Origin of the sequence: Streptomyces sp. NBC_01283, from assembly GCF_041435335.1 — a bacterium.
Lineage (GTDB): Bacteria > Actinomycetota > Actinomycetes > Streptomycetales > Streptomycetaceae > Streptomyces.
In genome coordinates, this window is the sequence record NZ_CP108430.1 from 338,263 (window position 1) to 365,259 (window position 26,997).

The window sequence follows — 26,997 nt, forward strand, 5'->3', positions numbered from 1 at the left end:
ACGCGCCTCCAGCCCAGGAGGCGGTAACGGTCGGCCCGGCGGACGGCAAGCGCGTCCTTGACGGCAGCGCGCCGGTCGGGGGGCGTCGCAGCGGCTCCACCACCCGGGAAGAGCGGCGAACGGCAGCGGCCCGGCGTCTTCCACCGCCGGTACCACCAGGCAAACCGCTGCGTTCTACCCCTCCCGAACAACGGTTGCACCCCGCGCGCCGAGAAGGGCCGGCCCGTCCGCAAAAGAGCGGAGGCCACCCCTCCGGCCCCCTCCCCCGGGAGACTCCGCGAAGGGATGGCACGAGCTGGCACCAGGTAGGTACCATGGACGGTATGCCATCACTGAATGTGTCCTTCTCTGCGGAAGAAATGGAAGGCGTGCGCGCGGCGGCCGCCGCCGAGGGCAAGAGCCTGAAGTCCTACCTCCATGACCTCGGCGTGCGGGAGATGCAGCGCAAGCAATTCGTCGCCGGCGCCGCCATGTGGGCGGAAAGGCTCCGCGCCGAGTTCGACGCCGCCTTCCCCGACGAGGTGCCGCCCTCCCAGCGAGGCAACCGGACCGCAGCCGCCTGATGGTCCTACACATCGACGTCTCCTGGCTGCTCGACATCCAGGAGACCGCCCTGGATGACGACGACGTCTCCGTGGCCGACTACTCCGCGCTCGTCGCAGCCGTCGCACGGCACAAGACGCGGATGCCGACCCTGGAGGCATCCGACCCCGACGCCGCCTGGCGCGCCGCAGCGCTCCTGCACACCATCGTGCAGCTGGAGCCGCTGCCGCACCGCAACAGCCTCTTCGCGGTCTTCGTCGCCGCCCAATACATGGACCAGTCAGGCGAGGGCATCGACCCGCCCTACGGCGCTCTGTCCGACCTGGTCCGCAAGGTCCGCGAAACCAGAGTGAGCGTGTACACCGTGGCCCAGGCACTGCGCACCTGGAAAGTCTGAGAACCCGCCCCCGGCCCCTTAACGGGTCCACGGGAGCTGCAGTGACGGCCCCTGCCCGGCTGCCGACGACATCCGGTCGCCGTACTCCGGCCGGACCAAAGCACCCTGGACTTGAAAGGCCGCCCGACATGGCGGGGACAACGCTGCGATGCCGCTGTCGCCGGTTCACCGCCAGCCTCCATCGCCAGATGCATCACTGTTGCGTTAACGCCGACAATCGTTTGGCTGGCGAAGAGGCAGTATTCCGAGCCTGCGCTATTCCTTCACGTCAGCTCTCCCCAGAGCCCAGCTCGACCTTTCACCCGCGCTGCGGCTGCAGCCCTCAAAACGCCGATGCGAAGACTCTCCGCAGGGCTGAAGAGGCGATGGCAACGGCCATGAAGAAGAACCTGGAGCGCTAGAGCTCTGCCGCCAGGGGCGACCGCCTTTGTGCAGGGCTCTTCCTGCCCCCCTCTCGGAGGACAGGAAGAGCCCTACTGTGTGCAATTAAGTGCCACATCTGGGCCCGCGGCAGCCACAGGGGAGTCTCAGTCTCCCTTGACCCGGTTGGTCTTTGCGGTGACGGCAACCAGGCTGAGCCTTGCGGTATGGAGCAGGGTGTCCTGAACTTGGCTGTCCCCGGCGCTAATTGACTGATCTGGTGTTAGTGCGGGTAGTGCCGTGCCGTGATCTCCTTACCGTCGTACACCGAGCAGGCTCGGGCCCACTTCGTCACCCATGGCTATCTGCCTCTGCCAGAGCTGCTGCCCCCGGACTCGCTGTCGCTGCTGCTCGCCGAGATGGAGCGCGTGGAGAAGATCGCCACGCGGCGGGACTTCGCGATGGACTGCATGAACGGCTCACCCCGCCACATGACCACACTGGGCGGGCGGGTCATCGCCGAAGAGTCCCCCGTGGTGTCCGCCCTCTACCGGGACCCTGCGCTGCTCGCCCTCCTCGAGCCGATAGCCGCTTTCGACGTCGTGGGCGTCGACGACCCGGTCGAACGTCATGTCCTGAACATCCTGCACCAGCCCGGCGACACACATGGCGCGCACATCGACGACTACCCCCTGGCGCTGGTGCTGTTCCTCCAGGCCCCCGACGACCCGAAGGACGGCGGGCTCCTGGAGTACGTACCGCAGACACGGACCCTCAAGGCCCTGGACAGCCCGCTGGCACTGCGGCTCCACCACCGGCCCGGCGACGGCTACTTGCTGCGCAGTGACACCACTGCCCACCGCGTCACACCCCTTCGCCGCCCTGGCGTCCGTCGCACCGTCCTCAACTTCGCCTACACCACACCGGGCCGGCAATCCGCGCATACCCCTTCGGCACCACTGCTCTACGAGTGATCGACCCTGTCGGCACACCCCGCTCCAGCCCGTCACTCCCGCGCCTGATCACTCCCGCGACTGGCGCCGGTGGTGTTGTACGTCGCTCGGCAGGTGAGGGTGTCTGGGAGGAGTGGGCCGCGTCTGGCCGGGCGGGCGCTCGAGCAGCACCCCAGAACTGCCGGGCAAGGCCCGAGGCGTACGGCAGAAGCTGGTGAAGGGCTGAGGCTCACCTCGTTCTGCGCGCGCCGCCGACTGTCCAGGGGCAGCAGTTCCCCGAACACCTGCACGGCATGAGGGTGCGGGTCATCGGTGAAGTCGAGCGCCGCGCCCCGTTGCTCGATGGCGGGACAACGACGTGGCCTGACGACCCACGTCGCCGTCGGCGGCCAGGCACTTGATCAGTCGTTGATCACACGCTGGAAGATCTCGGAGAACTCGCCCTTCTCGATCAGCCCGGCGATCACGTCGGTCATGCTGTCGATGCCGGGATCCCTGACGACCAGGCCGTCCGAGACCCAGAAGTACCGGCCCCCAAGCGCCTCGTCGGTCCCTGCCCAAAGTTTCATCAGACGCTCGACTTCCACGACGGTGAAGAGTCCGTACGCCGACAATCGTTGAAGTCCGTCCTGCAATTCGCTGTACATGCGTGCATGCCTGGACGTCGCCCTTTTCATGCAGGCCTCGGTGCGCTTGATCCGGTCCTTCAGGAAGGCGGTGCGGAGGCGCCGTTGAGGATGTTGGCGATGCCGGTGTCCAGGTTGATAGTGCAGCCGGCGTCGAAGGCGCGCTGGTAGGCGTCTGGCCCGAGGGCTTCGCGGGTCTGGCGTACGCAGACTTGGTGGGCGGCCACCACCGGGGGGACGCCGGCCTGTGGCCGGCCAAGCGTCTTCCACAGCTGCGCGGCCAGACCGAGCAGCCATGCGGCGTCCTGATGTCGGCCGGTGGCCGTGGCGGCGCGGGCCATCGATTCCAGGGCCATACCGGTGCCCACGCCGTCGCGAAGCCGGTGTTTGACCATCAGGGCGGCCCGGGCGTGCTCGTGCGCCTGCTGGAACCGGCCCAGGGCCAGCTCGGCCTGGGAGCGGACGAAGTCGCCCCAGGCGCGCATGCTGCGCTCACCCTTGCGCTCGCAGGCGGCGCTCAACTCGTCCAGCCAGGCGACGGCTTCCTCGAAGCGGCCTGCGGCGACGAGCGAGTGGGTACACAGGACCAGCGCCGCCAGGGGAATCAAGGTGAGTGGCTCATCGCGCCAGTTGGTGGCGAGTTGGGCCTCGGCCAAGGCCACCGTCTGTGCCAGCTCGCCGCGCAGCGCCGCCACCCGCAGCTCCGTGGCAGCCGCATAACTGCGTTCCGTGTCGCCGAAGCGTGCGGCCAGAGCGGAACACTCGACGGCCCGCTCCTCCAGAGCGTTCAGATCGCCCAGATAGACCAGCACCGGGCCGCAGGCGTACAACGCCTTTACACGGGCCGGGGAGGGGGCGGTGTCGGCGGCCAGGGCTCGGTCCAGGTAGTGCCGGCCCTCTTTCACGAACCCGCAGCCGTACCAGAAGAACCACAAAGCCGCAGCCATCTCCAGCGCGAGATGGTCCTCGGATGCACTCAGGCAGTGCTCCAGCGCGGCGCGGAGGTTGTCACGCTCAGCTGTCATCCGGTCGTACCAGGCGAACTGGTCGGGCCCGATCCAGGCGGCGTCGCCCCGGCGGGCCAGGGCCAGGTAGTGGTCTCGGTGGCGGCGGCGCTGCGCATCGTCCTCGCCGAGACCGCGCAGCCAGTGGGCCCCGTACTCGCGGATGGTGTCCAGCATGCGGTAGCGCTCGCCCATCCCGGTCGGCTCCCAGATCAGGATCGACTTCTCCACCAGCGCGTACAGGAGGCTGCGGACCTGCTCCCCGGGCACCAGCGTGTCGGCGCATATCTCGCGGGCCGCCTCGGCGTTGAAAGTGCCGGCGAAGACCGACAGCCGGGCCCAGAGCAGGCGCTCGGCGGGCGTGCACAGCTGGTGGCTCCACCCGATCGCGGTGCGCAGGGCCTGGTGCCAGGGCGGGTCGGCGTCGTAGTCCGCAGCCTCGGTGTTGCCGAGGATGGTGTACCGGTCCTCCAGGCGCTGGTTCAGCTCGGCCACGGAGAGTTCACGCAGGCGAGCAGCGGCGAGTTCCAGGGCCAGCGGCAGACCCTCCAAGCGGCGGCACAGGGCCGCCAGTTCGGCGCGGTTGGCGTCGGTCAGGGCGAATCCCGGCACAGCCTGCGCGGCCCGGTCGGCCAGCAGGACCACCGCGTCCGACTCCCCCGCCGCGCCGTCCGCACCCTCCCCCGGAACCGGAAGTGGATCGAGGTGGAGCACCTCCTCAAGGTGCATGCCGAGCGGGCGGCGGCTGGTGGCCAGAATCCGCAGGCCCGGTGCAATGGTCAGCAGCATCGCCGCCATTTCCCGGCACTCCTCGACGAGGTGCTCACAGGTGTCCCACACCAGCAGCGTCTCCCGCATGGCCAGATACTCAGCGACCACCTCCAGCATCGGCCGGGTGGTCTGGTCGGCCAGCGGCAGCGCCTCGCCGACCGCATACGGCAGCACTCCCCAGCCGCCGGTGAGCGGGGACAGGGACACCCACCACGCCCCGTCCGCAAACTGCGGCTGCAGTTCGCCCGCCGCCCGTCCGGCCAGCCGGGTCTTGCCCACGCCCCCCACCCCGGTCACGGTCACCAACCGCGACCGCCCGCACAACCGGGCCACTGCCGCAAGCTCCGCCCGCCGCCCGACCAGGCGACTGGTCTCCTGGGGCAAGTTGCCCACCCGCCGCGCTGCCGCCCCCATAACCGCCCCATTCCCCATCCCGCCGCGATCCCTTGCACCGGTGACTCAGTGCCAGCACCACGCCTGATCTCCGGCCGTGCCGTGTGAACGGCCGCCCTTTTGTTGGCCAACGACCCGACGACGAACGGAGTGACGGGCTTTTGATGAACCGGTCACTTTGACGCGACGGCATGAAGCGATTGGCACTCCCACTTACTCTCCTACCGAGCCGGGCGGCCCGGGGCGTGTGCGGACAGTCAGTTCCCGGTCCCGGTCCCGGTCCCGGTCACGTGGCTTTCGCGTCCTCACCGGACAGGAATGGACGCAGCAGCGTGAGCAGGGCGCGCGGGCGGTGCAGCGGGATGATGTGGCCGCAGTCTTCGATGAGGTGTCCGGTGAGATCGTCGGTGAGGGGGCGGAGCTGACGTTCCAGTGCCGCACCGACGGGCCGGGCTCCCAACGCCATCGTCGGCACCGTCAGGCGGGCAGTGGCGACGGCCTGCTCGATCTGTACCGCGCTCTCGGGCAGCGCCCGGTAGTACGAGAACGCGCGGCTCAACGCCTGGCGGCCGGTGTATGCGCGGACGAAGGCGTCCCGGAGGGCGGGGCGCACCCCGTCGCCGAGCGTGCCGGCGTGCAGAAACCAGTCGACGTAGGCGGCCTCGTGGCCCTCCAGCACGGTCTCGGCAAGGCCGGGCGCGGCGGAATGGAAGCCGAACCACCACGGCGGCCCGTCGGCGAGGAAGTCCTCGGCGCCGGGCAGCCTGCCCAGAAGGGACTCCATGACGACCAGGCGCCGGACGAGATCGGGGCGGCGCAGGGCGAGGAGGAAGGCCGGCGCGGTACCCGCGTCGATGCCCACCACCGCGGCCGAGGAGACGCCGAGCGTGGTGAGAAGCGCTTCGGCGTCATTGGCCAGGGTGCCCGCGTCGTATCCGGAGGCGGCCTGGCTGCTCGCGCCGAACCCGCGCAGGTCCGGCGCGATGACGCGGTAGCGGCCGGACAGGCCGGCCATGACGTCTGTCCACAGCTCCCAGGTGTGCGGGAAACCGTGCAGCAGCAGGACAGCCGGGCCCGATCCGTCGAGAGCGACGTTCAGTTCGACACCATTGACGGGGACGCGCCGCAGCTCGGGCATGGAGAGGCTCCAGGTGTGGTGAGGAATAGTGACCACGTCACGCTAAGGAACTACCCTGGTTCCTCCAAGACGGCACTTTCCCTTCAGGTGGTGAGCCCTGAGTGACCACATCGAGGACCGGCGAACCCAGGCGGCGGCGCGGTGAGCGGGGTGATCTGCTGGATCCGCTCTGCCCGACCCGCCAGTTGCTCGACCGGATCGGCACCAAGTGGACGTCGATGGCGATCAAGGTGCTGGCCGAGGAGGCTCCGGACGAGCTCCGTTTCGCGGAACTGCGGCGCCGTATCCCCGGCATCTCGCAGAAGATGCTGTCCGTCACCCTGCAGAGCCTGGTCCGCGACGGCCTGGTCGCGCGCCGAGTGGAACCCACCGTGCCGCCCGCCGTCCACTACCGGCTCACCGAGCTCGGCCTGTCCCTCGAAGGACCGCTCTCCGTTCTGCGGGTCTGGGCCGAGACCCACATGCCGGAGATCGACCGCAGCAACCAGCGCGCCGACGGGTCACCTCCCGGCTAGGGCGTGGATCGAATGCGCCGGTCACAGGCACTCGTTGAGGGCCGCGACACGAACGGTCGCCTCGTGGCGGACCGCGAGCTTGTCGCACCATGTGGCCACGGCGCGGTGCCTTTTGAGGCGATCAGTGGCGCACCCGCTGCGCCGGGGCCCGTGACCGGTGATCGGTGACGTTCCGGTGGGTGGGTGGAGGGCGGATGCGCCACGTGCGGGGCGTTGCGGAGATCGCGACCCCAGGTCCACCCGCCGTGCGTGGCACGGCAAGAGACCGGGTCCGGTGCCGGTCAGCCGCTCGGCGGCTGGAGGGCGACTTGGGCGGCGAGGAATTTCGGGGCCATCTCGCGGTAGCTGTCGGTGATCAGTTCGGCAAGTTCAGCCCAGTCGGTGTGCTCGCCGAGCATGGCCGCAACGACGTTGTGGCCCCAGCCGGCACGTAGGAAGGGAAACCCGCCGACGGTCAAGCCCAGCAGATCGTCGACAGGCACCCGAAACGTCAGCACGACCGGCTCCTGATCCGCGGTCACATACGGGGCATAGAGCGGGTGGCGATCCGGGTCTGGGGTGTAGACATGGGCGAACGTCCGGGTCCGGATCCGCCAGCGCACGCCGATCCAGGCCGGCTCCTCATACGACTGGGGCAACTGACCGGCAATCGACCGCAACCGGCTCAGCACCTCGGGCGGAACGTCTCCAGGACTGGACATGAGCCGACCCTAGCCAGTGCCGGCGAATTCCGCGCCGGATCGCAGCCAGACAAGGAAGGGAAGATCCCTTCGCATGGCAGCACTGAACCCCAACACCCGGCAGGCATCAGCCCGTCGGGCGGGCACATACGGCACTCCAAACGCCGGACCAGCGGCGGGCGGCACGAGAAATCGGGACGGCAGTTACCGACCCCCCCTCCCCCGACCAGTCCCGACCGCCGCCGCCCACCTGGACCACCACGGGCCGCAACGCCACACCCGCCCCTGTGCCCGGGAGCAGGATCCGCTCCCCCCGTCGGCTCGGGTCCGCCCTGGGTCCAGCCCCGCGGATGCGGGGAGCAACCCGAAAAAGCGGGGCGCGATCTTTGGTGAACTGATCAAGCGCTGGCAGTGGCCTCCGTCTTGTCCCGCCCGGCCGTGCGCCGAGCGAGGGCCGTCCTGGTCGCCGAGGGCCCTGCTCTGCTGCCGCCGACACCTGGTGCACTCGTATCCGTCGGTGGCAAATCAGGAGACGTCGTATCCGGGGGGTGTGGCCGCGTGGACAGTGCATCGTGTGCGCCGGTACGGCTCCCACTGCGAGGTGATCGGTGAGTGGGCCGCCAAGGGTCCACGGCTCGTTCGGGTCTGCGCCGGGTCGGTGGCGCTGCCGCTCCCACGAAGGGGCCGCGATGTCCTCGAACTGACCCTGCCGGACTCTGCGGGGCGGCTGTCGCAAGTGGGGCGAGGAAGCACGGGCAGTGCAGGTGCAGGCATCGGGCGAAATGGCCTGCGCCGACCACGCCAGAAGAGGCGTGGCCGGCGGTACGTGAAATGGCCATGGTGCGAAGATGGCCATCGTTTCACCGAGTTATCGACTCGTATTTATCCGAGCCACCACTCGTCAGAGGATTTCGATGTCCTTCACCTTCGGCGGCCGGTTCGGGAAGGTAATGTCGGTCCACCGGTTGACGCGCACGGAGTCGCCGTTGGCGTCGTAGTAGATCAGGTCGTTGTTGCCCGTGGAGATCCGGTCGACCCACCAGTTGCCGAAGTTGGTCCGCCCCTTGTTCGCATAGCAGTCCACGCTCTGCCGACCGTTGGAGTGCGACCAGATCTTCAAGAAGTTTTCGCCGCCGCGGCACTCGACCTTATCGATGGCGAAGGCGTTTCCGCTGGGCATCACCACGGTGAACGCGGCGGCGGCAGCGAGCGCCACGGTTGCGGAGCGCGCAACCCTCTTGGTTTTCGAAAGCACAATTACTCCCTGATTCCGAGCCCGTACGTGACCATATTCCTCGGCCATTTCCGGGAAACGTTTTCCGCTTGCACGATGACGATCGCGCAGGGCTCCCGCCCATGGCAATCTCTCAAATGGCACACGGCCAAAATCAACCGCCCAATGTCCTGATCGACTTCATTAGGGTGATTCCATGGCCCTTTGGGGCAGAATTTCGGGCAATGATGACGCCGAAAGCGGTGCGCCCCTGGATGTGTATCCGACCGGAACGACTGCCCTGGTGACCGGAGCGAGCCGGGGCGTAGGCCTGGCCACCGCGTCCGCGCTACTTGAGGAGGGCATGCGTGTCGTGGCGCACGCCCGAGCCTTCCTGTCCGGGGCGGCAGGGGCGGAATCAGTCCACACGTCGGCTGAGTGAGGCGCAACGGGCTGGTCGGCAGCGCGTGCGCTACGGAACTGGAGCCGGATCTGCTGGCTGTGTAGCTCGTCGACGCCCACCCGGAACCTCAGTCGGCGTCCTGTCCCGCGTCTGTCGCGGCATACTTGCCCCTCGCCCGCGGTGCCGTCACCGTCCCGCACGGTGTCGGCCACTGTGCTGCGCTGGGCGGTTCCGAAGCAGAAGGTGGGAGTCACCGGTGTTGCCACGCTCACCCCTGCCTCGTCAGTTGTTCCGGCTCTCGTTCAGGGCACGCAGCGCTTCGGCCGCCGCCTCTCGTACGGAATCCCATGGGTCTGAGTCCAGGGCGGTGAGCCGCTCGCGCAGCCTCTCGTGGCCCGCAGGGAGCGTGCCCGTCTCCTCCACCCAGTGGGCGATCCCCTCCGCGGCGGCCCGGCGCACCCAATTATCCCCGTCGTCCAAGTGCCGCTCGAAGAGCGGCAGATCGTGCGGGGTGCCGGCGTCCGTCGCATTGTGCGGGTCCAGGAGCGACAGCGCGGCGGATCGGACCAGGGGGGAGGTGGTCCGGTCCACCAGTTCTCGCAGACCGGGCAAGGCTTCCGCCAGGCCCGTGAGGACCCTTTCCGCCACCCCGAACAAGGTGGCGTCGACATGAAGACGGGCTACCAGCGCCCGGGCGACCGCTGCGCGTTCCCATGGCCTGAACCCGGTGCGCGCCATGGCGTCCAGGCCGCGCAGTGCGCCTGCGTACACCTCGGGCGCGGCATGGTCCAGCAGCGGGAGCAGCAGCCACACGGCGTCCCACCTGCCCATGTCGCCGTAGGCCGTGGCTGCTGCCGCGAGCGTGGGGGCGGCCGTGGTCGGGTCGGTGAGCAGAGCCCGCAGGAGTTTCGTGGCAGCCTTGCCGCCGACGCACCCCAGGGCAGAGGCAGCCGAGGGCCCCGCCCGTTGGTCGCTCAGCCAGCGCGAGGCCGGATTCAGCAGCCGTTCGTCACCCGATCGCCCGAACAGAAACAGTAGTTGCCTCGCCATCGTCGGATCCCGCTCCGCCTCCAGGACAGCGAACAGCGCGTCCCGCACCTCTGGGCGGTCCACGCGCGCCAGTCGGAAAGCCACTGCGCAGCGCACCTCGATGGAGGGGCTGTCCGTCAGTTCGCTCAGCAGCGACGGCAGCAACCGGTCGACGTGCTGGTCCGGCAGCATCGACACGGCGCACACACGGGCGGCATCCGCACCCCATTGGGCCGTACGGACCAGCTCCGCCTCGACGTCCGGGTCCTTCTCGAACATGAAGACCAGGATCCTCGCCCGACCCCAGATGCCGTGTGCCGGATCACCCATCAGCCGCACGAGCGCGGGAACATCACCGGGCACGCCCAGCTCCAGCAACGCCTCCAAGGCGTTGATCCGCAGGTGATGGTCCGGATCGCTGAGCAGTCGCCCATAGGCGTCCACGACCTCGCGATCGCGCAGCCCCAGCCGGATGGACGCCAGAGAGGCCCGCCTGCGCACCCACGGATCGACGTCGTCCATCAGCGCGCACAGGGTCTGCGCCGCCCCGGCCGAGGAGACCCCCAGCCTGCCCAGGCCCACCGCCGCGCCTTCCCGCACCTCGGGCGCAGGGTCGGCAGCTGCCCGGAGGAGCACCGCGGCGTGCTCGGTGTCGCCGAGTTTGCCGAGCCCTTTCGCCGCCGCTGCCCGCCGCCAGGTGTCGCCCGTCTCCAGTTCCCTCAGGAAGAAGGCAATCTGATGCTCTGTCGTCATGTGCACCCCGGGAAGTAAGACTCCCGAACCGACGGGAGGTTGCGACGACGGGCGCCTGCGTCATGCGTCGAGGGGTGTGCAAATCTTGAACTCGCGGCTTTCTGTGCGGTGGTTCGCTGGTCTGTGGGGCGGGAGCGTGTCTGCGGCGTTCTTGAGGGCCATGTCGGACCGGACACCGACGTCGCTTGCGCGGAGGTCGTCCCGTCTGCAGGGTCCGGCCCTGGACGCAGCCGAACTGCTCCCCTACCCGCGGGGATGGGCCCTTGATACCGAGCTCGCCGTTCGGTTCACCGAGGTGATCGAGTGGTCGAGCGACCAGCGTCGGCAGCAGGTCGCGGGCGGCCCGGATGATCTCATCGGTGGCGACGCCGGGGCGTTCGTCGGCCCTGACCGCCATCCCCACCCCCCCACCGTTACGCCTCCGGGGCCCACCCCGCCGGCATCTTCGTGCGCTTGTCAGTCACGATGTCCTTCGTAACTGCCCCGGACAGGTCGGCCGCCGTAAGGACCGCCCAAGACAGATCAGCCCCGGACAGGTCAGCCCCCGTCAACGTGGCCTCGGGCAGCGCGGCCTTCGTCAACGTCGCCCCTTTCAGATTGGCATCCGTCAACGTCGCCTTGCCCAACTTGGCCCCCGTCAGCGTTGCCTGGACCAGATAGGCCTCCGTCAGATCAGCCCTGCGCAGATTGGCCGCCGTCAGCGTGGCGTAAGCCAGGTCAGCCCTCGTCATGGTTGCCTCGAAAAGGGTGGCCTTCGTCAGGGTCGTCCTGATCAGGGTGGCATCCGTCAGCGTTGCCCCGGTCAGGTGGGCCCCCGTCAGATCTGCCATGCGCAGGTCGGCATAGGTGAGATCTGCTGCCTTCAGGTACGCACCAGCGAGGTGAAGCCCACGGAGGTCAAGCTGTTGGCGGGGGTCGACGTGGGTGCGTGACTCGGCTCGGGTGAGTGCGGTGAGCGCTGCCTGTACGTCTGCCTCCAGTTCGCTGGGAAGGCCGCCAGGGTCGGGGTCGTTCTGACGTCGGGCTTTGGGAGCCCGGTGGCGGATGAAATGGCCGAGGACCTCGGCGGCGTCGGTGGCTGCCTGTTCGGGGGCGTCCCGCACGATCTGCTCAAGGGCGAGGATGCCACCGATCCGGACGTAGATCTCCGACGAGCCCAGCCGTTCGAGCGCTTTGGTGAAGCGTTCGGTGATCTGCCCGCGCCGGGTGAGCCGGTAGGTACGGGCGGTGTAGAGCAGGGCGATGCCGGCGCCGAGAGCGGCAACGACCGCGACCAGAGCAGTACGCAAACCGGTGACGAGGGCTGCGGATCCTTCACCGAGAGCTTTGCGATCGATGTACTTGGCGTCCAGGACGTAGGGGCCGCGCCAGATGAGCCAAGGGAGGCCGACCCCAAGTGCGAGGCCTCCTACCGCCATCAGGGCAACCAGCCCTCGCCGCCGAAGACGGTCGGCTCTCCTGACTCGCTCCCGGCGTCGGTCCAGCGCGGCCCCTACCCGCAAAGCCCTCTTTCGTCGGCGAGCGCTCCTTCGTTTCTGGGTCAGGGCAGAGCGCCTCTGGGCCAGGTCAGAAAACAGGTTCATGCCTGCTAGTGCGGTGGCCACGAACGTTGGCCGGGGTTGGTCAGGCGGCTTGAGGTCGTGGTCGTCCCCAGCGTTGTCGGCGTTCGCTGCGGACTTTGGCGCGTTCGCGGCGTTGGGCGGTCAGGATGTCGGGGTGGCGGGCGTTCGCGTTGCGCCATCGCAGGTAGTCCTGCAGTTTGCGGGCCAGCACGGTGTGGTTGGGGTGGTGGGAGCCTGCCATGACGAAGTTCCGTAAGGGGCCGAACTGGGCCTCGATCGGGTTGGCCCACGACGCGCTGGTCGGTGTCAGGCATAACTCGACCCTGTTCCTGGCGGCCCATGTCCGGATGGCCGGGGTCTTGTTCGCCGACAGGTTGTCCATGATCACGTAGACGGGTGCGCCGTCGGGCCGTGCGGCACGGATCGACTTCAGTGCCGCGAGGCTGTGGTCGCCGCCCTTGCGGCGCCGGGTCACGCCCCACAGCTGGTCGTCGCCCAGGGAATAGCAGCCGTGGAAGTAACGGATGCCGTGGGTGCGGTGATAGGTGGCCGGCAGGCGGGCCGGCTTGTTCTGCCGGGCCCATGAGGAGCCGTGGCAGGGGCGGATCGACAGCGGCCCGAACTGGTCGAAGGCGAAGCACCGGTCGAGGAAATCCCTGGTCACGTGCTCGATGCGGTCCAGTTTGGTGTCCTTGTCGGGATCTTTGGACTCCTTCCAGGTGCGGGTGCGCTGGAAGGAGATGCCGTGCTCGTGCAGGATCTGTCGCAGCCGTTCCCGGCCGATCGTGACCGTGCGGCCCCGGTTGTGTGCCAGGTGGTCGGCGAGCTTGCGAAGACTCCAGTGGGTGAAGGGTTGCCCCAGTGTCACGGGGCGGGCCGTGGCCGTCGCGATGATGATTCCCCGGTCTTCATCGCTGATCAGGCGGGGACGGCCTCCCGCCCACTGAGGGTCCAGTGAGGCCAGACCTTTCTCGTTGAATGCGTGGATGACGTCGCGGACGGTGTCCTCATGCGCGGCGACGAGCCGGGCGATCGCTGTCACCGAAGTCCCCGACGCCGACGCCATGACGATCAAAGCCCGGCGGACCCGCACCGACTCATGCCGGCCCCGCCGGACGATCCGCTGCAGCCTCTGTCCCTCGTCATCACTCAACCGCCTTGCCCTGACCGGCTCGACCATCCCGACCTCACCCTCAACAACGACTACGTCACCATCAAGAGTGAGGCCAACAGAGCCATCCCCGCCAACTCCCGCCGCCCCGGCGAACGTTCGTGGACGCCGCACTAGACAGCCTTCGTGCATGGCCCGGTTGCAGAGTCCCGGCCCGGCCGAGCAAGACCATGATCAGCCTCAGCGCCGATCGGGAGACCTCACCCGATGTCGCACGCTCCCCTGCTCATGCTGGCAGGGGTCCGTACGGGCGGGCGCCATCACCCAGTTCGAGCTGGCGACTGCAGAAGCACTCCTGGAACTCGCGCCCGTCATCGGTGGGTTCGCGGTACTCCTCAAGCGGAGCTCGGTTTCCGGTAGCCGAGTAGGTGGCCCACGGTCAACCTGCGGTGCGCCCTGCCAGGGTGCGCGCGGCGGCGCGCCCGGCCCGACCACCGTCAGGTGTGCATCGCGGTGCTCGTCTCTGAGGGGGCCCGAGAGACCCCGGACGCCTGGCCCCACTCGGGCAGCCTCGTAGCGGTGGGTCTGTCCGCCCCTCCACGTCTCCCTGACGGATCATCGAGCAGCTTGGAGCTGGCCGCACGCCCCATCGATGCCGCCGTCCGTGACCCCAAGAAAGGGCCCTGGCCTGCCCGGACACAGCCTTGCGAAACAGGCTTCAGTCGGGGATCCCCGGCATGCCCCATTGGGCTGCTCTGCCGCTGACTTCAGCTTTCGGGCATATACGGCGCCACGCCGAAGAGGCCGGGGGGCGGGCCGGGCGCCCGAAGAACAACTGCCTGCCGTGCAGGCTCAGACGGAGTTTCGCCAGGTCGTGGACGTTGTCGTGGATGAGCAGGACGCGTGCTACGTGGTGAGGATCGAGTTCGGTGATCCGCCCGCCTACGTGGCGAAGGCACAGTCTGGCGGCGCCATCGACTTCGCCCGGGACGATGCGCGCCTCGACCAGACGCCGTCGGTCCCACGCCCAGTACGCGATCTCCCCGATTAGGTAGACGGCACCTGCGTAGAAGACCCATGTGGCGTCCGAGTCGGTCCACAGCATCAGGCCGAGGAAGCCGAGGAAGCCAGCCGTTACCCCAATGCGCCGGAGCCGCGGAACCATCTGCATGCTCTTGTCGTCCGCGTCCCACAGCAGGTCTTCGCCAGCAGCCATGCCGCCAGCATGGGTCCTGCACGTCATCGTGGAAAGCCCTGAAGGTGTCTCCAAGGGCGTTACGGCCCGGGGACTTGCAATCAGGCCGGCCTCAGCGGGCAGGCGCCGGTGACCAGCGGGGCTGGCACCGCGAAGTGACCGTCAGGCGCATCACCGGCCGGCGCGCGGGCGAGTTCACGAACCTCCCACGGCCATGGCAGCGCGACGTCTCCTCCCCCGGAGGATCCATACCCATGGCGAAGGAGCGTGCGCCGCACGCGGCCGGGCTGGCTGCGGCAGGCAGTGAGGTAAGAGTGCGCCCAGCGGTATGGAGCTCACTGAGCGCAGCTTGGTGAGCTCACCCTTGTCCTGAAAGGTGGCGATTGCCCTGCCTTTAGGTGCAGTTGATCCGCTGGCGCTCCTGCGCGTTCGGGTCAGCGTTGTGGCAGGACGTGCCGGGGCCTTTTGACATCCATAGCGCTCGCAGGTCTGAGGTCCGCTTGGCTCGACCCGCTCTACCAGAAGGCTCTGTACCGGCGCGTAACCCGCGGTGTGGGCGCGCTCACGCTCTCTTGTGCGAGGAAGACAGGGGGGCAGGATCATCGCCTGCGCCCGCGAGGAGACTCCCGTGGCGGCAGCGCGATCCGCTCAGCCCCACCACCACCAGGGGCACGTCTGTCCGCAATCTGGCACCGTTCCCCGTACCTGCAGATGCATCTGCCGTTGCCCGCAGGCCGCCGCCTCGCCTACCCAGGGCGCTCCGTTTTACCCACGCTGCTCACGCTCATGCCGCTCTCCCCACACACACCCTCCACACCTTTTGACCGCATTCGGCAATGGTGGTTACGGTCCCCGCTGCCGTAGATATTCAGTTCGACTGAGTGGAGCGAAATCCCGTGTCATCCTCCGGCGCGTTGGCGTCGTACGTCCCTGGCAGCCGCGCTGACGAGCAGGCGATAGCAGCCCCGGGCTGGCTGCGGGACCACGTCGATACCTTGATAGGCGTTCCGCTGCGCATCGTGCTCATCGTCGTGGGAGCAATGATCGTCAAGAGGCTGGCCAAGAAGGCCATCACCCGGGTCGTGCAGCGCATCCTGGAGCCGTCCGAGGAGCAGAGCGAGCCGCGCCGCACCGGCCGCGGCCCCGCCGTGCTGCACCGCGACCGCAGTCGGGCCAAAGAGCGGCGTGAGCAGCGCGCTCGCACCGTCGGCTCGGTACTCAGCAGCATCGTCACCGTGGTCGTGGCAGCCGTCGCGCTGGCCATGGTCCTGGACCAGATCGGAATCGCACTGGGCCCACTGCTGGCCAGCGCCGGCGTGGTGGGACTGGCCATCGGCTTCGGCGCGCAAAACCTGGTCGCGGATTATCTGTCCGGCATGCTGATCATGCTCGAGGACCAGTACGGCGTCGGTGATTCCGTGGACCTGGGCGAGGCCATCGGCGAGGTGGAGCACGTCGGGCTGCGGCTCACCCAGATACGTGATCTCAACGGCGGCCTGTGGCACATCCGCAACGGTGAGATCCTCCGCGTCCGCAACGACAGCCAGGAGTGGGCGCGCGCCGTCCTGGACGTGTCGGTGGCCTACGAGTCCAATCTCGACACCGTCTACGGCGCCTTGGAGCAGGCCGGTCATGACATGCGCCAGGACCCCCGGTTCGCCGCGGTGTTGCTGGAGGACCCCGCGGTGTGGGGTGTGCAGTCGCTGGACGCGGACGGCGTCGTGGTCAGGGTGGCGGTCAAGACCGTGCCCCTCAAGCAGTGGGCCGTCACCCGCGAGTTGCGTCGGCGCGTCAAGGAAGCCCTCGATGCGGCGGGTGTGGGGATGCCCTTCTCACAGCGCACGGTGTGGATGCGCACGGACAACGACCTCACCGCCACCGTGGGCAGTGCGACGTCGGCCCCGAACTGATCGTGGACTGCAAGCCCTCACTGGAGGCATTGCCTGTGCCGGCCTGTTGTCGGTCGGGGCGCACCCTGGGGGGGGACGCAGAGAGGGCTTGACGCCGTGGGTCCGCTACCTCCGCGGCGAGGAGCATCGGCTCCAGGAGCGCGATGGCAGCGTTCTCGTCGAGCCGGCCCCGGGTGCCGGCGGCGTCGCACAGCGGAAGGGCCGCGCTCCACAGCAGCAGGTGTCTGGCCAGGTTCTCCCGGATCACCGCGAGGTGGGCTTCGCTGATCGAGAACGTGAACGTGAACGTGCGAGGCTCGTGGTTTGCGTCGGCCCCGGCACCGAGCGTCAGCTTCAGCTCGCCGTCCTCGCGGACCACGCTCGGGATCCAGCCGCTCTGCCGCGTGAAGACGATGTCCCTCAGGGGCTCACGACCACCGTGCACATTCGACGTCGAGGCGTGTGTCGGTGCGCACCCAGACTTCGCCCTCGGCGGCATCGGCCGGGGCGTCGACTCGTTCGATACCGAGGAACTCGATCAACTTGAGCAGTACGGCTCGTTCGGCTCGATCATCGTCGACACCCTGCGCGTCGAAGAAGACGTAGTACTGGTCGCTCGGGTCCACGATCCCTGAATTCGCCCAGATCCGTGCGACTTCTTCGATTGCCGCTGCTGCCGTCGTGATCGTGGCGGCGTGGGCCGCACCGCGCATCTCCGGTGACGCGTCGAGGTCGGCAAGGTCGGAGAACCACTGTCCGAAGCGGTCGAGGCCGGCGAATCCGTTCTCGAAGAACAGCATCGCGCTCGGAAGGTAGCGGTTGGCCCTGTCGACCTGGAGATATTGCGTCCGAGGTGGCTCCGCGTCGTTGACCCGCGAGATCAGACCTTGCCCGGGCATGAGGACCAGACTCTGCCCCGACGGTTCATCATTGATGGTGTAGGTGGCAGCATCTCGATCACGGAAGAACGCAGAGAAGGCTGCGTAGGCTTCCTGAGGGTCGCCCACGGAGACCTGTTGGTCGTTGCCATCACCGACAGCGAAGACAAACCGTTTTGGTCCGGGTGCGTAGGGGCGAGCCATATGCGTCCTTCGATCACGTGCGACAGCTCCACCAGCGTAGTGGCATCAGAGGTATGTCAGCCCGTGTTGCCGCCGATGGAGTCCAGAGGCAGAGAACAGCGGTGGTGGACTCGTCATCGCCCGTCGGCAACGGGCAGGTTGTGCCACCAGTGGCCGCATCCGCCGGAGCAGAAGTGTTCGCGGCGCCGTGCGTCAGCGACCGCGAGTACGGCGACCAGCAGCCGAAATGCTTTGCGACGTTCGTCGGCGGGGGTGAGGCCGGCGATCTTGCCCAGTTGCTGGTCGATCGGGCCGCGGGTGATCAGAACCGCGGGCGTGTGTGTCGGGCGCAGCCCGGCACGGCGGACGCTCTCCGGTCCGTCTTCGGTGACGGCGCGGGCCTGCACGCAGTGATGGCGCAGGAACACGAGTATCTCGGCCTGCTCCTGCGGGCCGTGAGTGTCGAACCACTCGATGCCCTGTGACATCGCGCGCAGGCCTTGGGCGAGTTCGTTGAGGATGATGTCTCGCTCGGTCATGACCGGTTCCCGCAGTCCGGCGAGACGAAGGCCTCAGCGGTCTCGTCGACGAAAGCGCATAGCCGCTGCACGGTCTGCCGCCAGTGTTGCGGGTCGAGTGCCGCCACGGCCCGGGCATCGAGCCATCGGTCCCAGGCACCACCCGAGGCCAGGAACCGTGTTGCGTACTGGGAGCCGAGCATCTCATCGAGGTACAGGAGCGTCCCCAGGACGACTGCCTGATCGTAGTCGAGGTCGGGACGCGCCAAGTAGTGCTCAAGGTAGGCGCTGAGCAGTTCGCCGTCCGCTGCACTGCCGAAATTCGCAAGGGCGACACAGTATGCCGCGCCCGCATACGGTCCCTCGCTGGCCAGCAGGAGCCGGCCTATGCGGTCACGGAACTCGCTTCTGTGAGCTACTGCAACCAGCCAGGCAGCAGTCTTTCGCTCACGCCATCCGCCCTCGAAGAGGACCCCGAGCTCCGCCGGAGTGATTTCGTACGCGGCCTGAGCCAGATCCCGCGCAAACGCGGAGCGCTCGACCGAGCTCAGCCGCAGAAGGCCCCCGCCCAACCGAAGGTATCGCCGATCAGGCGTGACGAACCGCCGGACCAGATCCTGCAACTCGGGATCGCTCAGGAGGTGACGCATAGCCGCATCCTGGCGTGCGCGGGTACGCATGTGCCACAGGTTTCCACGGGCGCGTCCGCCGTCATCGGCACGTTCCGCTGCGCGTGGCCCTGCTGCTGGCCGCGGGGCGGGCAGCGCTCGGATCAAGCAGGTACACGCGACCGCCCGCGAGCACCGCCGGGCCGACCTGAGGGCTGTGAAAGGCCGAGGCCAAGGACTCGTCGAAGGCCCGGCGGTAGCCCGGACTACCGGGAGCCCGAGCCCGCCACCTGCTGCGGCTTGTAGAAGGACTCCTCCAAGTAGGCCGCCTCGTGCGGCTGGTAGGGCTCCTCCAAGTAAGCGGCCTCGTCTTCGTCGAGGTCAACGCCCACCGCGGCGAGCGCGTCGGCCAGTTGGGCCGGCTTGGTGACCCCGACGATGGGCGAGGTCACCGCCGGATTGCGCATGACCCAGGCCAGGGCGACCTGGGCCGGGGACAGACCCCGCTTGCCCGCGATCTCGTGGACGCGCTCGGCCACTGCCTGGTCCTCGTCTCGGTAGAGGATCTTGCCGCCCTCGTCGGTCTCGGCACGCGCCGTGGCGGTGTCCCGGGCCCGCGTCAGCCTGCCCCGCGCCAGCGGGCTCCACGGGATCACGCCGATGCCCTGGTCGGCGCAGAGCGGGAGCATCTCCCGCTCTGCTTCTCGGTGGATGAGGTTGTAGTGGTCCTGCATCGACACGAACCGGGTCCAGCCGTTCAGGTCAGCCAGATACAGGGCCTTGGCGAACTGCCAGGCGTACATGGAAGAGGCTCCGATGTAGCGGACCTTCCCCGACTTGACCGCGTCGTGCAGCGCCTCGAGGGTTTCTTCGATCGGGGTGTCGTAGTCCCAACGGTGGATTTGGTACAGGTCGATGTAGTCGGTCCCCAGCCGCTTCAGGGAGGCGTCGAGCTCGGCGAAGATCGCCTTGCGGGACAGCCCGGCGCCGTTGGGACCGGGGCGCATCCGCATCCAGACCTTGGTGGAGAGAACGACCTCCTCTCGCCGGGTGAAGTCCTTGACCGCCTGGCCGACGATCTCCTCGCTGCTTCCGGCGCTGTACCCATTGGCCGTGTCGAGGAAGTTGACGCCGCCATCGAGGGCCTGCTTGATGATGTCCCGGCTGGCGTCCGCGCCCAGCGACCAGGGCTCACCGCCCCGGCCCGGCTCGCCGAAGCTCATGCAGCCGAGAGTGATGGCGGAGACTTCCAGTCCGGTTGTTCCGAGTTTGGCGTATCGCATGCGGCCGAACCTAGGAGTTGGCGTGCGCTCTAACGCAATACGTCTCGGTCCGGAATCCGATTCGCGCCTTGCGGTCATGGCCGGTCGCGCACCGAATACGCGGAAACGAACCGCTACTTCGCCCTGCATGCGAGGTACTCGACGCCCCGCAAGCATCCGGTTCGTGAGTGTGGCGCCGGTGCGTGGGTTTCCTTGTCGCGACGGTGACCGCAGCTTCCCTGGTTGGTACTACGCGGTGCCCCCGGGCGGCCACGTGGGCTACGAGTCGGCGCATGGGGTTTCAACGGCGACCGTCTCCTCGCTTCGTTCCTTGCCGCTTTCACGTGACCTTCGGCGATTTCTACAGGGCATCCAGTCGCCTGGTCGCTGTGTCGAGTGTCGGCCAAGGAGGACCCTCGCGCAGCAAGCGCAGGAGTTCCTCTCCGAATCGCCTCCCATGGGGAAACTGGTCGCCAAGCTCCCAACGCCACGCCGCGACCATCGCGATGACGAGTTGTCGGCACTCTTCCAGCAGCCCTTGGTCAACGTTCGGGTAGTGCTCGCAGACCGCCTCGGGAACGTGGGCGAGATCGAACTCGACGGGTCCACGGCAGCACGTCTCAAGGTCGATGAACAACGGGCCGTTCTTCGTGCTGAGCACGTTGCCCGGATGCGGCTCGCCGTGGAGCAGCTGTTCCACGGCGCCGCGCTCGTCGATCGCCCGTCGAAGGCTTGCCAGCCTGCCGCTGAGGAGCACACGGTCCGCGTCGGTGAGCTCCGGCGAGCGATCCGGGTCGGCGACCACCTCTTGCGCCTCCGTGATCCGGTCCGTGAATCTCGGGCTCGGCAGATCGACCTTGCGCATGCCGGTGTGCAGCTGCTCGAGCGCCTTGGCGTAGTCGACGGGTGAGGTGTGCGGTGTCACGGGCTCGTAGTAGGTCCACAGCGTCACTGCGAAGCCATCGCGGGTGTACACGCGCGGGTCCGCCCGAGGTTCCAAGGGACACAGCGGGCTTCCGACCTCGGTGAGCAGCTGAGCGAGCTCGACTTCGAACCGTGCAACCTCGCGCCCCACAGGGGCGATTCGGGCAAAGACCTCGCACGGCGTCAGCCGCAGTGCCAGCTTGTTCGAGTTGTGGAGAACGATTGCATCGGTGGCCGGCAGGTCGAGCGACGCGGCGACCGAAGTCGCAGCCGCAATGGCACGCGTGACGTCATTCATATCCACTTGCGCATCCTGGCACAGTCGAGCGAGGGCGATGCCAACCAGCGCGCCAGGCACCAACTACCGTTTCTCGGTACAGGCGTTGCCCATCACCACTCACACTTCCCTACAACTCCCCTATGTTGATCTGCGGGATGTGGTGAGCCCTTCGTGTGGTGCATCCGCGAAGCCATTGCGGGTCCAGCCCGCAGGAGGCGGATAAAGCGGCGCCGGGTGAACCGGGTTCGCGTCGTTGGCCTCGTCGTCGCCGCAATAGCCCTTCCTCTGGCAAGCAAGGTTCGATTGTTCCGCTTTCAGCCGCTCGCGCCGGACGGCTGCCAGCCCTCCGCGACATCGTCGACCGATGCCTGGGAGATGACCTCACTCCCCCTTGAGGGCAGGTATTTCATCGTGGGCAGCACTACCGCGCACGCCTCGCACTCATGAAATGAGTGTGCGCATCACGCTGCTAGCCCGAAGGCCGTATCCGTTACGCGCGCAGCGCCTGTGACAGCGCGTCAATGGTCACGCCCACGATGGCCAGGAGCTGCGCCGGGCTCGCCCCGGCCCTGCTCATGACGGCGAGCGACTGGTTCACGGCCGCTGCGTGTACAGCGAAGACCTCGGCGTCCTGATCGGTCAGTCGGCCGGCCTTCAGCGCGGCGCGCAGGCGCCGGAGCTGGAAGCCGAGCGCCTGCTTGGCGTGCGCTGCGACGCGCGGGCTCAGCACGGGAATTGCCATGGCTGACTGGGCCATCAGGCATCCGTCAGGCAGTTCGGGATCGGCGATGCGCTCGAGGGTGACGTCAAAGAACGCACGGAGAGCGGCAACAGGTTCCGAGGCTGCACACGACAGGGCGGCGTCGTACTTCTGGCCAAAGCGGGCGGCGTAGAGATCCAGGCAGCGCACGAAGAGCGTGTCCTTGTCGCCGAGGGAGGAGTAGATGGAACTGCGGTTCAGACCGGTTGCCCGAGACAAATCGTCCAACGAGGTGTCGGCGTAGCCGTCGCGCCAAAACTGGATCATCGCGGCGTCAAGCGCCGCGTCCATGTCGAACTGCTTCTTGCCTGCCACGCGGAACTTCCTTGCCGATGCGTCGATGGTGCGGACTGCGTTGCGCACCATTCTATCTTGAACCGATCGGTTCAAGATGTGTAGCCTTCAAGCGTGGTCATGGCGCCAAGCAACCGAGCACTTCGCGACCGCGCGAGCAACACACCACGCGGTCCCAGCCAACGCCGTCAGCTACACCGCCCCAACCGCACACGTGACACCTGACACCTGACACCCACGGAGGATCCCCGTGACCGACCCAGCGACCAGCACGCCGCACGTCTCCGAAAGCAACCCCATCCGCGACCTGCCCCTGCAGCATCTGGCCGGATTCACTCACCGCTGGGTCGACGCGGACGGCGTCCGCCTTCATGCCATCGAAGGCGGACGTCCGAGCGGCCCGACCGTCGTCCTGCTCGCCGGATTCCCGCAGACCTGGTGGGCCTGGCGAAAGGTGATGCCCGGCCTCGCTCACCGGTTCCACGTCATCGCGATCGACCTGCCGGGTCAGGGCCACTCCGAGCGTCCCGAGCGCAGCTACGACACGCACGCGGTCGCCGCGCAGGTCCACACCGCCGTGAAGGCTCTGGGAGTGTCGACTTACTCCCTGGTCGCCCACGACATCGGTGCCTGGGTCGCCTTCTCGCTCGCCCTCAACTTCGAGAGCGACCTGCGCCAGGTCGCTCTGCTCGACGCCGGTATTCCCGGTATCACTCTCCCGGAGGCCATTCCCACCGACCCGGATCGCGCGTGGAAAACCTGGCATTTCGCGTTCCATGTCGTGCCCGACCTGCCCGAGACGTTGCTTGCCGGCCGCGAACGCGCGTACGTCGGCTGGTTCCTGAAGATGAAGGCCCTGTCTCCCGACACGTTCGCCGACGCCGAGCTCGACCACTACGCGGCGGCCGTCGCCGTCGACGGCGGCCTGCGCGCTTCTCTCGCGTACTACCGAGACGCCGCGGAGTCAGCGCGCAAGAACCGCGAGGCGCTCAAGGAGCGGCACTTGACCGTGCCCATCCTCGGAATCTCCAGCAGCCACGGCTCCGTTCCGGACATGGCCGCCTCCATCAGCCCATGGGCCGACAACACCACCCGGCTCGTCGTGCCCGACGCCGGACACTTCATCCCCGACGAGCAGCCCGAAGCTATCGCTGCCGCGATAACAGACTTCATCGTCGACGACGACTGACACCCATCGCACCGACCCGACCGCGCCGCCCAGGGCCGCGCGCTTCTCGGCAAGGGCCGCACGGATCCGAGGTGGGCGACCGCGCTGGCGGGCCCTGCGGGTACTGACGAACCGGGAAGCGGCCTGCTGACGAATGACCTTGTCGGTGACCTGCCGCTCCAGCCCTGCCCGAGCTTCCTGACGCCTATCCACACCAGGCCGTCCGATGTGCAGATTTCATGACGCTCGGGTCGCAGTGGAGCCTCGCTTAACGCCAGTCCCCACGACGGGATCAGAGGGTGAGGACGAGCTTGCCTTGGAGGTGACCGCCGTCGAGCAGCCGGTGCGCGTCAGCGACGCGCTCGAAGGGGAACGACTCCTGCACGTGGACCCGGAGCCTGCCTTGCTCGACAAGCTCGACGAGACCTCGCGGGGCGGCCGGATCGGGGTCGACCGCGATGCCGCTGAAGCGCATGCCGGCCGCCTCGTACTTGGCGATGATCTTTGAATCCCCCTCGGCCACCGCCGTCACCAGGTGACCGCCGGGGCGAAGCACTTCGAGCAACCTCTCGACGCCGTCGCCGCCGATCGTGTCGAGCACGACATCGATGTTGCGGACCGCCTCGGTGAAGTCGACCGCCGTGCAGTCGATCACCTCATCGGCGCCGAACCCCTCAACGAACTTCTGCTTGCTCCCGCTGGCGGTCGCGATCACATGCGCGCCGAGCGCTTTCGCGATCTGGATCGCGACGTGGCCGACCCCGCCACCACCGCCGTGGACCAGGACGCGGTCGCGTTCGGTCACGCCGGCGATGTCGACGAGGCCCTGCCACGCCGTCAGTCCGACGATCGGCAGCGCCGATGCCTCGGCGTGCGAGAGCGACGCCGGCTTGCGTGCCAGGTGCAGCGCCGGCGCCGACACGACCTCGGCGTACCCGCTGGCCGCCCGCGGGAACAGCGGCATCCCGAACACCTCGTCCCGGGGCCTGAACCGCCACGTCTGCGGCGCATCCTCGACCACGCCCGCTGATGTCCCAGCCGAGGATGAACGGCGGCTGGCCGAGCAGCGGGAACTCGCCGGCGCGCAGGCGCGCCTCCAGTGGGTTCAGCCCGATCACCTTGACGCGGACGAGGACCTCGGTCGGAAGGGGGCGGGGCTGGCAGTCGAGCTGATCGCCGACAAATAAACGGTGGTCGTGCTCTATGCCCTCAGCAAGGCCCGGTGCGCCACGGCAAGCTGATCGAGCTGATCGGCGACACCTCCCGCAAGATGCCCACCCAGACACTGCGACGGCTCGAGGCGCACGGACTCATCCGCCGCCACGCGTACGCGGAGGTGCCGCCCCGCGTCGAGTACGAGATCACCCCGCTCGGGGCGACGCTGATCGATCCGATCCACATGCTGACCGAGTGGGCGAGGGCGAACGGCGACGCAGTGCTCGATGCGCTCGACGCCGGTTCCGAGCCGGTCGCCCATAGCGACTGAGGCCCCCGCCAGGGCAGCGACCTGCTGACGGATCGCAGGCGGAGGCCGGTCGTGAACGCAGCCGAACCCGGCATCCCGCCGGAGCCGGACCTGCCCGATGATCTACGCCATGGTCATCGGCATCGGCTCCACCGACTACGGAGCGCATGCCTGGCCGATCGGGCCGATTAGCGCCAAGGCACAGCCGATGAGCTGCAGCACGTCAGTTTTCACCGGGCAGGGTGCGCCACTCTTGACGCTCAGCTGTAGTAATCGATCTTGTCGTCGAGGACGTCCATGGCCCGGCGCAGCGCCGCCGCCTGCTGTTCCAGGTCCCTGCGGCGTTCGCGGAGGAAGGCGACACGGTCCTGCGGAGAGTGTTCGGCGCGCAGGATGGCGACGAATCCCCGCAAGTCCGCGATGCCAAGGCCGGCCTCACGGAAGCACGTGACCAGGCCGATCCAGAAGAGGTCGTCCTCGGTGTACTCCCGGCGCCCGCCGGCGGTGCGCCGGATCGGGCCGATGAGCCCTTCGCGTTCGTAGTAGCGCAGCGTGTCGATGGAGACGCCGATGCGCTCGGCGGCTGCCGCCGGGGTGTGGGTGGTCATGGATCTCCTTGGGTAACCGCCGCTACCGCGCTTCGGCGAAGCGCGCCAGATGCTCGTCGCTGAGCCGCACCCGGCTTGCGGCGAGCGCCTGCTCGATCTGCTCCACCCGGCTCGCGCCGACGATCGGGTCGATGCCCTGCTCCATCAGCCACGCCAGGACGACCTGGTTCGGCGAGGCCGCCAGCTCGACGGCGACCTCCTCCAGGACCGCGAGCACCCGGGCGGTCCCGGGGTGATCATAGGTTTCCGGCAGCGGTTTGTCCGCGCGTACGTACGAACCCCACATCAGCGAGCTGTAGGACCACACCGAGAGTCCGGCCGACCGCGCGAGGTCCAAGTCCTCGGCGGCAAGCATCCGGTGGCCGGACTCCGCGACTGGGGTGAGCGGGCGCGGCTGGACGAGCGAGTGGCGCAACTGCAGGGCCGTCCACGGCTCGACACCCTGTTCCCGCGCGGACGACCGGGCACGCTCGACGCGCCAGGCGGCATGGTTCGCCGCCCCGACCCGCAGGACCACCCCCTTGGTGACCAGCTCGCCGAAGGCACCGACCGTCTCCTCCAGCGGCACGGTGCGGTCCTCGGCGTGGGCCCAGAGCAGGTCGATGCGATCGACGCCGAGCCGCTCCAGGCTCTCCTCCACACCAGCGTGGACGGCGCGGGCGGACAGCCCTTCGGCGCTGTCCGGCCAGGAGTGCGGGACCAGGGGATTCTGCCGGACCTTGGTCGCGATCCGCACCGTGTCGCGCGCGCCGTGGCGGGCCCGCAGCCAGGCGCCGATGACGCGTTCGCTGGCGCCGCCGATGCCGCTGGGGTCGCTCCAGAAGGAGTAGCAGTTCGCGGTGTCGAGCCAGACGCCGCCGCCCGCGACGAAGGAGTCGAGGATCGCGAATGCCTGGTCGGGGGCGACGCGGGTGCCGAAGTCCATGGTCCCGAGGACGATCTTGGGGTCGGTGGTGTTCATGCCCTTCATGATTGGATCTGGAGCGCGCTCCAGGTCAAGAGCCGCTCACAAGTAGGTCGCCGACCTGGCGACAACGGTGACCGCTGCTGTGCTTCGCCGTGCCGAAGTCGCAGGCCGCTCGGTCATGTACTGCTCGGCGCCGGAGTTGAGGAACTGGTAGCGGGCCATGTTGACCGGCCGGGCGGGGTCCTGGAACAGCGGCCAGTACAGGGCCTTGCCGAGGCGGTTGGTGGCGAGGACGTCGAGGCGGCCGTTGCGGATGAAGGCGGGCGCGTCGGTCATCGCGTCAAGGAGCTGTCGCAGGGCGGGCCGGATGGGCTGTGCCGTGCGGCGGCGTGCGGGCCGGCGGGGGGGTACTGGCGGTCCGGGCCAGGTCCATGGGGTGGGCACGCTCGGGCCCAGGTTGGTGAGCCGGGCATGTTCGACACCTGTGAAGAGAAGTCACAGGTGGAGATCGCGCTGAGTGAGAGCGAAGCAAGAAGCGCAGGCCAGCACCGACTCTGAGTGCGGGCCTGCGTTCGGATGCCGGGTGGTGGTGGGTGCCGGGGGGGGC

The 26,997-nt window shown here is 68.2% G+C and carries 26 protein-coding genes and 3 pseudogenes; 9 read left to right on the top strand and 20 right to left on the bottom strand.

The window, feature by feature from the left end; genetic code table 11:
* The first annotated feature begins 323 nt into the window (after positions 1-323).
* The 3 genes from OG302_RS01340 (at position 324) to OG302_RS01350 (ending at position 2,274) form a co-directional block, all read left to right on the top strand.
* Positions 324-563 (top strand): hypothetical protein, encoded by a 240-nt coding sequence (locus OG302_RS01340; protein WP_371524930.1) that lies wholly within the window; start codon positions 324-326, stop codon positions 561-563.
* Positions 563-940 (top strand): toxin Doc, encoded by a 378-nt coding sequence (locus OG302_RS01345; RefSeq protein WP_371524931.1) that lies wholly within the window; start codon positions 563-565, stop codon positions 938-940. The genes OG302_RS01340 and OG302_RS01345 overlap by 1 nt, the downstream gene beginning before the upstream one ends.
* A 665-nt stretch (positions 941-1,605) precedes the next feature.
* On the top strand, positions 1,606-2,274 hold the full coding sequence (locus OG302_RS01350) for a hypothetical protein (protein WP_371524932.1): 669 nt from the start codon (positions 1,606-1,608) through the stop codon (positions 2,272-2,274).
* A gap of 380 nt (positions 2,275-2,654) precedes the next feature.
* Here OG302_RS01350 and OG302_RS01355 read toward each other — a convergent pair whose 3' ends face one another.
* The 3 genes from OG302_RS01355 to OG302_RS01365 form a co-directional block, all read right to left on the bottom strand.
* Positions 2,655-2,900 (bottom strand): hypothetical protein, encoded by a 246-nt coding sequence (locus OG302_RS01355; protein ID WP_371524933.1) that lies wholly within the window; start codon positions 2,898-2,900, stop codon positions 2,655-2,657.
* A gap of 59 nt (positions 2,901-2,959) precedes the next feature.
* Entirely contained in the window at positions 2,960-4,933 is a 1,974-nt protein-coding gene (locus OG302_RS01360; RefSeq protein WP_371524934.1) for a hypothetical protein, read from the bottom strand.
* 400 nt (positions 4,934-5,333) lie between these two features.
* A complete protein-coding gene (locus OG302_RS01365; RefSeq protein WP_371524935.1) occupies positions 5,334-6,185 on the bottom strand; it encodes an alpha/beta fold hydrolase in 852 nt (283 codons plus the stop codon).
* Positions 6,186-6,286: 101 nt separating this feature from the next.
* Here OG302_RS01365 and OG302_RS01370 point away from each other — a divergent pair, with 101 nt between their 5' ends.
* A complete protein-coding gene (locus OG302_RS01370; RefSeq protein ID WP_371524936.1) occupies positions 6,287-6,700 on the top strand; it encodes a winged helix-turn-helix transcriptional regulator in 414 nt (137 codons plus the stop codon).
* Between the two features lie 281 nt (positions 6,701-6,981).
* Here OG302_RS01370 and OG302_RS01375 read toward each other — a convergent pair whose 3' ends face one another.
* Both OG302_RS01375 and OG302_RS01380 read right to left on the bottom strand, forming a co-directional pair.
* Entirely contained in the window at positions 6,982-7,401 is a 420-nt protein-coding gene (locus OG302_RS01375) for an MmcQ/YjbR family DNA-binding protein (protein WP_371524937.1), read from the bottom strand.
* Between the two features lie 880 nt (positions 7,402-8,281).
* Entirely contained in the window at positions 8,282-8,635 is a 354-nt protein-coding gene (locus OG302_RS01380; protein WP_361835678.1) for a beta/gamma crystallin domain-containing protein, read from the bottom strand.
* Between the two features lie 175 nt (positions 8,636-8,810).
* Here OG302_RS01380 and OG302_RS01385 point away from each other — a divergent pair, with 175 nt between their 5' ends.
* Positions 8,811-9,035 (top strand): SDR family NAD(P)-dependent oxidoreductase, encoded by a 225-nt coding sequence (locus tag OG302_RS01385; protein WP_371524938.1) that lies wholly within the window; start codon positions 8,811-8,813, stop codon positions 9,033-9,035.
* A 243-nt stretch (positions 9,036-9,278) separates the two neighbouring features.
* Here the strand turns inward: OG302_RS01385 and OG302_RS01390 are convergent, their stop codons facing one another.
* From OG302_RS01390 to OG302_RS01400, 3 genes are all read right to left on the bottom strand, one after another.
* The gene (locus OG302_RS01390) at positions 9,279-10,778 is read right to left on the bottom strand and encodes a HEAT repeat domain-containing protein (RefSeq protein WP_371524939.1); all 1,500 of its coding nucleotides are present in this window, start codon (positions 10,776-10,778) and stop codon (positions 9,279-9,281) included.
* 413 nt (positions 10,779-11,191) lie between these two features.
* Positions 11,192-12,196 carry a pentapeptide repeat-containing protein gene (locus tag OG302_RS01395; protein ID WP_371524940.1) on the bottom strand — a complete coding sequence of 335 codons (1,005 nt, stop codon included), beginning with the start codon at positions 12,194-12,196 and terminating at the stop codon, positions 11,192-11,194.
* A 205-nt stretch (positions 12,197-12,401) separates the two neighbouring features.
* Positions 12,402-13,520, bottom strand: a complete 1,119-nt coding sequence (locus OG302_RS01400) for an IS630 family transposase (protein ID WP_371528614.1) — start codon at positions 13,518-13,520, stop codon at positions 12,402-12,404.
* Between OG302_RS01400 and OG302_RS01405 the strand changes: the two genes are divergently transcribed.
* On the top strand, positions 13,440-13,628 hold the full coding sequence (locus OG302_RS01405; RefSeq protein WP_371750392.1) for a hypothetical protein: 189 nt from the start codon (positions 13,440-13,442) through the stop codon (positions 13,626-13,628). The genes OG302_RS01400 and OG302_RS01405 overlap by 81 nt on opposite strands.
* A 541-nt stretch (positions 13,629-14,169) precedes the next feature.
* Here the strand turns inward: OG302_RS01405 and OG302_RS01410 are convergent.
* A complete protein-coding gene (locus tag OG302_RS01410; RefSeq protein ID WP_371524941.1) occupies positions 14,170-14,667 on the bottom strand; it encodes a hypothetical protein in 498 nt (165 codons plus the stop codon).
* Between the two features lie 875 nt (positions 14,668-15,542).
* Between OG302_RS01410 and OG302_RS01415 the strand changes: the two genes are divergently transcribed.
* Entirely contained in the window at positions 15,543-16,556 is a 1,014-nt protein-coding gene (locus tag OG302_RS01415; RefSeq protein WP_371524942.1) for a mechanosensitive ion channel family protein, read from the top strand.
* Positions 16,557-16,668: 112 nt separating this feature from the next.
* On the opposite strand, the pseudogene OG302_RS01420 reads toward OG302_RS01415, so the two are convergent.
* From OG302_RS01420 to OG302_RS01450, 7 genes and pseudogenes are all read right to left on the bottom strand, one after another.
* Positions 16,669-16,959: pseudogene (locus OG302_RS01420) on the bottom strand (DUF6357 family protein); the annotation flags it as partial.
* 4 nt (positions 16,960-16,963) lie between these two features.
* Positions 16,964-17,617, bottom strand: a complete 654-nt coding sequence (locus OG302_RS01425; RefSeq protein ID WP_371524943.1) for a DUF6357 family protein — start codon at positions 17,615-17,617, stop codon at positions 16,964-16,966.
* A 113-nt stretch (positions 17,618-17,730) separates the two neighbouring features.
* Complete coding sequence (locus OG302_RS01430) at positions 17,731-18,135, bottom strand: DUF5958 family protein (RefSeq protein ID WP_371524944.1); 405 nt, start codon at positions 18,133-18,135, stop codon at positions 17,731-17,733.
* A complete protein-coding gene (locus OG302_RS01435) occupies positions 18,132-18,764 on the bottom strand; it encodes a DUF6000 family protein (protein ID WP_371524945.1) in 633 nt (210 codons plus the stop codon). The genes OG302_RS01430 and OG302_RS01435 overlap by 4 nt, the downstream gene beginning before the upstream one ends.
* A 224-nt stretch (positions 18,765-18,988) precedes the next feature.
* Positions 18,989-20,005, bottom strand: a complete 1,017-nt coding sequence (locus tag OG302_RS01440; RefSeq protein ID WP_371524946.1) for an aldo/keto reductase — start codon at positions 20,003-20,005, stop codon at positions 18,989-18,991.
* 340 nt (positions 20,006-20,345) lie between these two features.
* Positions 20,346-21,206, bottom strand: a complete 861-nt coding sequence (locus tag OG302_RS01445) for a phosphotransferase family protein (protein WP_371749990.1) — start codon at positions 21,204-21,206, stop codon at positions 20,346-20,348.
* Positions 21,207-21,678: 472 nt separating this feature from the next.
* Positions 21,679-22,263, bottom strand: a complete 585-nt coding sequence (locus OG302_RS01450; protein WP_371524947.1) for a TetR/AcrR family transcriptional regulator — start codon at positions 22,261-22,263, stop codon at positions 21,679-21,681.
* A gap of 229 nt (positions 22,264-22,492) precedes the next feature.
* Here OG302_RS01450 and OG302_RS01455 point away from each other — a divergent pair, with 229 nt between their 5' ends.
* Entirely contained in the window at positions 22,493-23,431 is a 939-nt protein-coding gene (locus OG302_RS01455; RefSeq protein ID WP_371524948.1) for an alpha/beta fold hydrolase, read from the top strand.
* Positions 23,432-23,702: 271 nt separating this feature from the next.
* On the opposite strand, the pseudogene OG302_RS01460 reads toward OG302_RS01455, so the two are convergent.
* Positions 23,703-24,615 (bottom strand): annotated as a pseudogene (locus OG302_RS01460) (NADP-dependent oxidoreductase).
* On the opposite strand from OG302_RS01460, the pseudogene OG302_RS01465 reads away from it, so the two are divergent.
* Positions 24,601-24,896 (top strand): annotated as a pseudogene (locus tag OG302_RS01465) (winged helix-turn-helix transcriptional regulator). The pseudogenes OG302_RS01460 and OG302_RS01465 sit on opposite strands and share 15 nt — an antisense overlap.
* A 239-nt stretch (positions 24,897-25,135) precedes the next feature.
* Here the strand turns inward: OG302_RS01465 and OG302_RS01470 are convergent.
* Genes OG302_RS01470 through OG302_RS01480 form a run of 3 tightly spaced genes read right to left on the bottom strand, consistent with a single transcriptional unit; the run spans position 25,136 to position 26,834 of the window.
* Entirely contained in the window at positions 25,136-25,483 is a 348-nt protein-coding gene (locus OG302_RS01470; protein ID WP_371524949.1) for a MerR family transcriptional regulator, read from the bottom strand.
* Positions 25,484-25,505: 22 nt separating this feature from the next.
* Positions 25,506-26,444, bottom strand: a complete 939-nt coding sequence (locus tag OG302_RS01475) for an aldo/keto reductase (protein WP_371524950.1) — start codon at positions 26,442-26,444, stop codon at positions 25,506-25,508.
* Positions 26,445-26,489: 45 nt separating this feature from the next.
* Complete coding sequence (locus tag OG302_RS01480) at positions 26,490-26,834, bottom strand: hypothetical protein (protein ID WP_371524951.1); 345 nt, start codon at positions 26,832-26,834, stop codon at positions 26,490-26,492.
* Between the last annotated feature and the right edge of the window lie 163 nt (positions 26,835-26,997).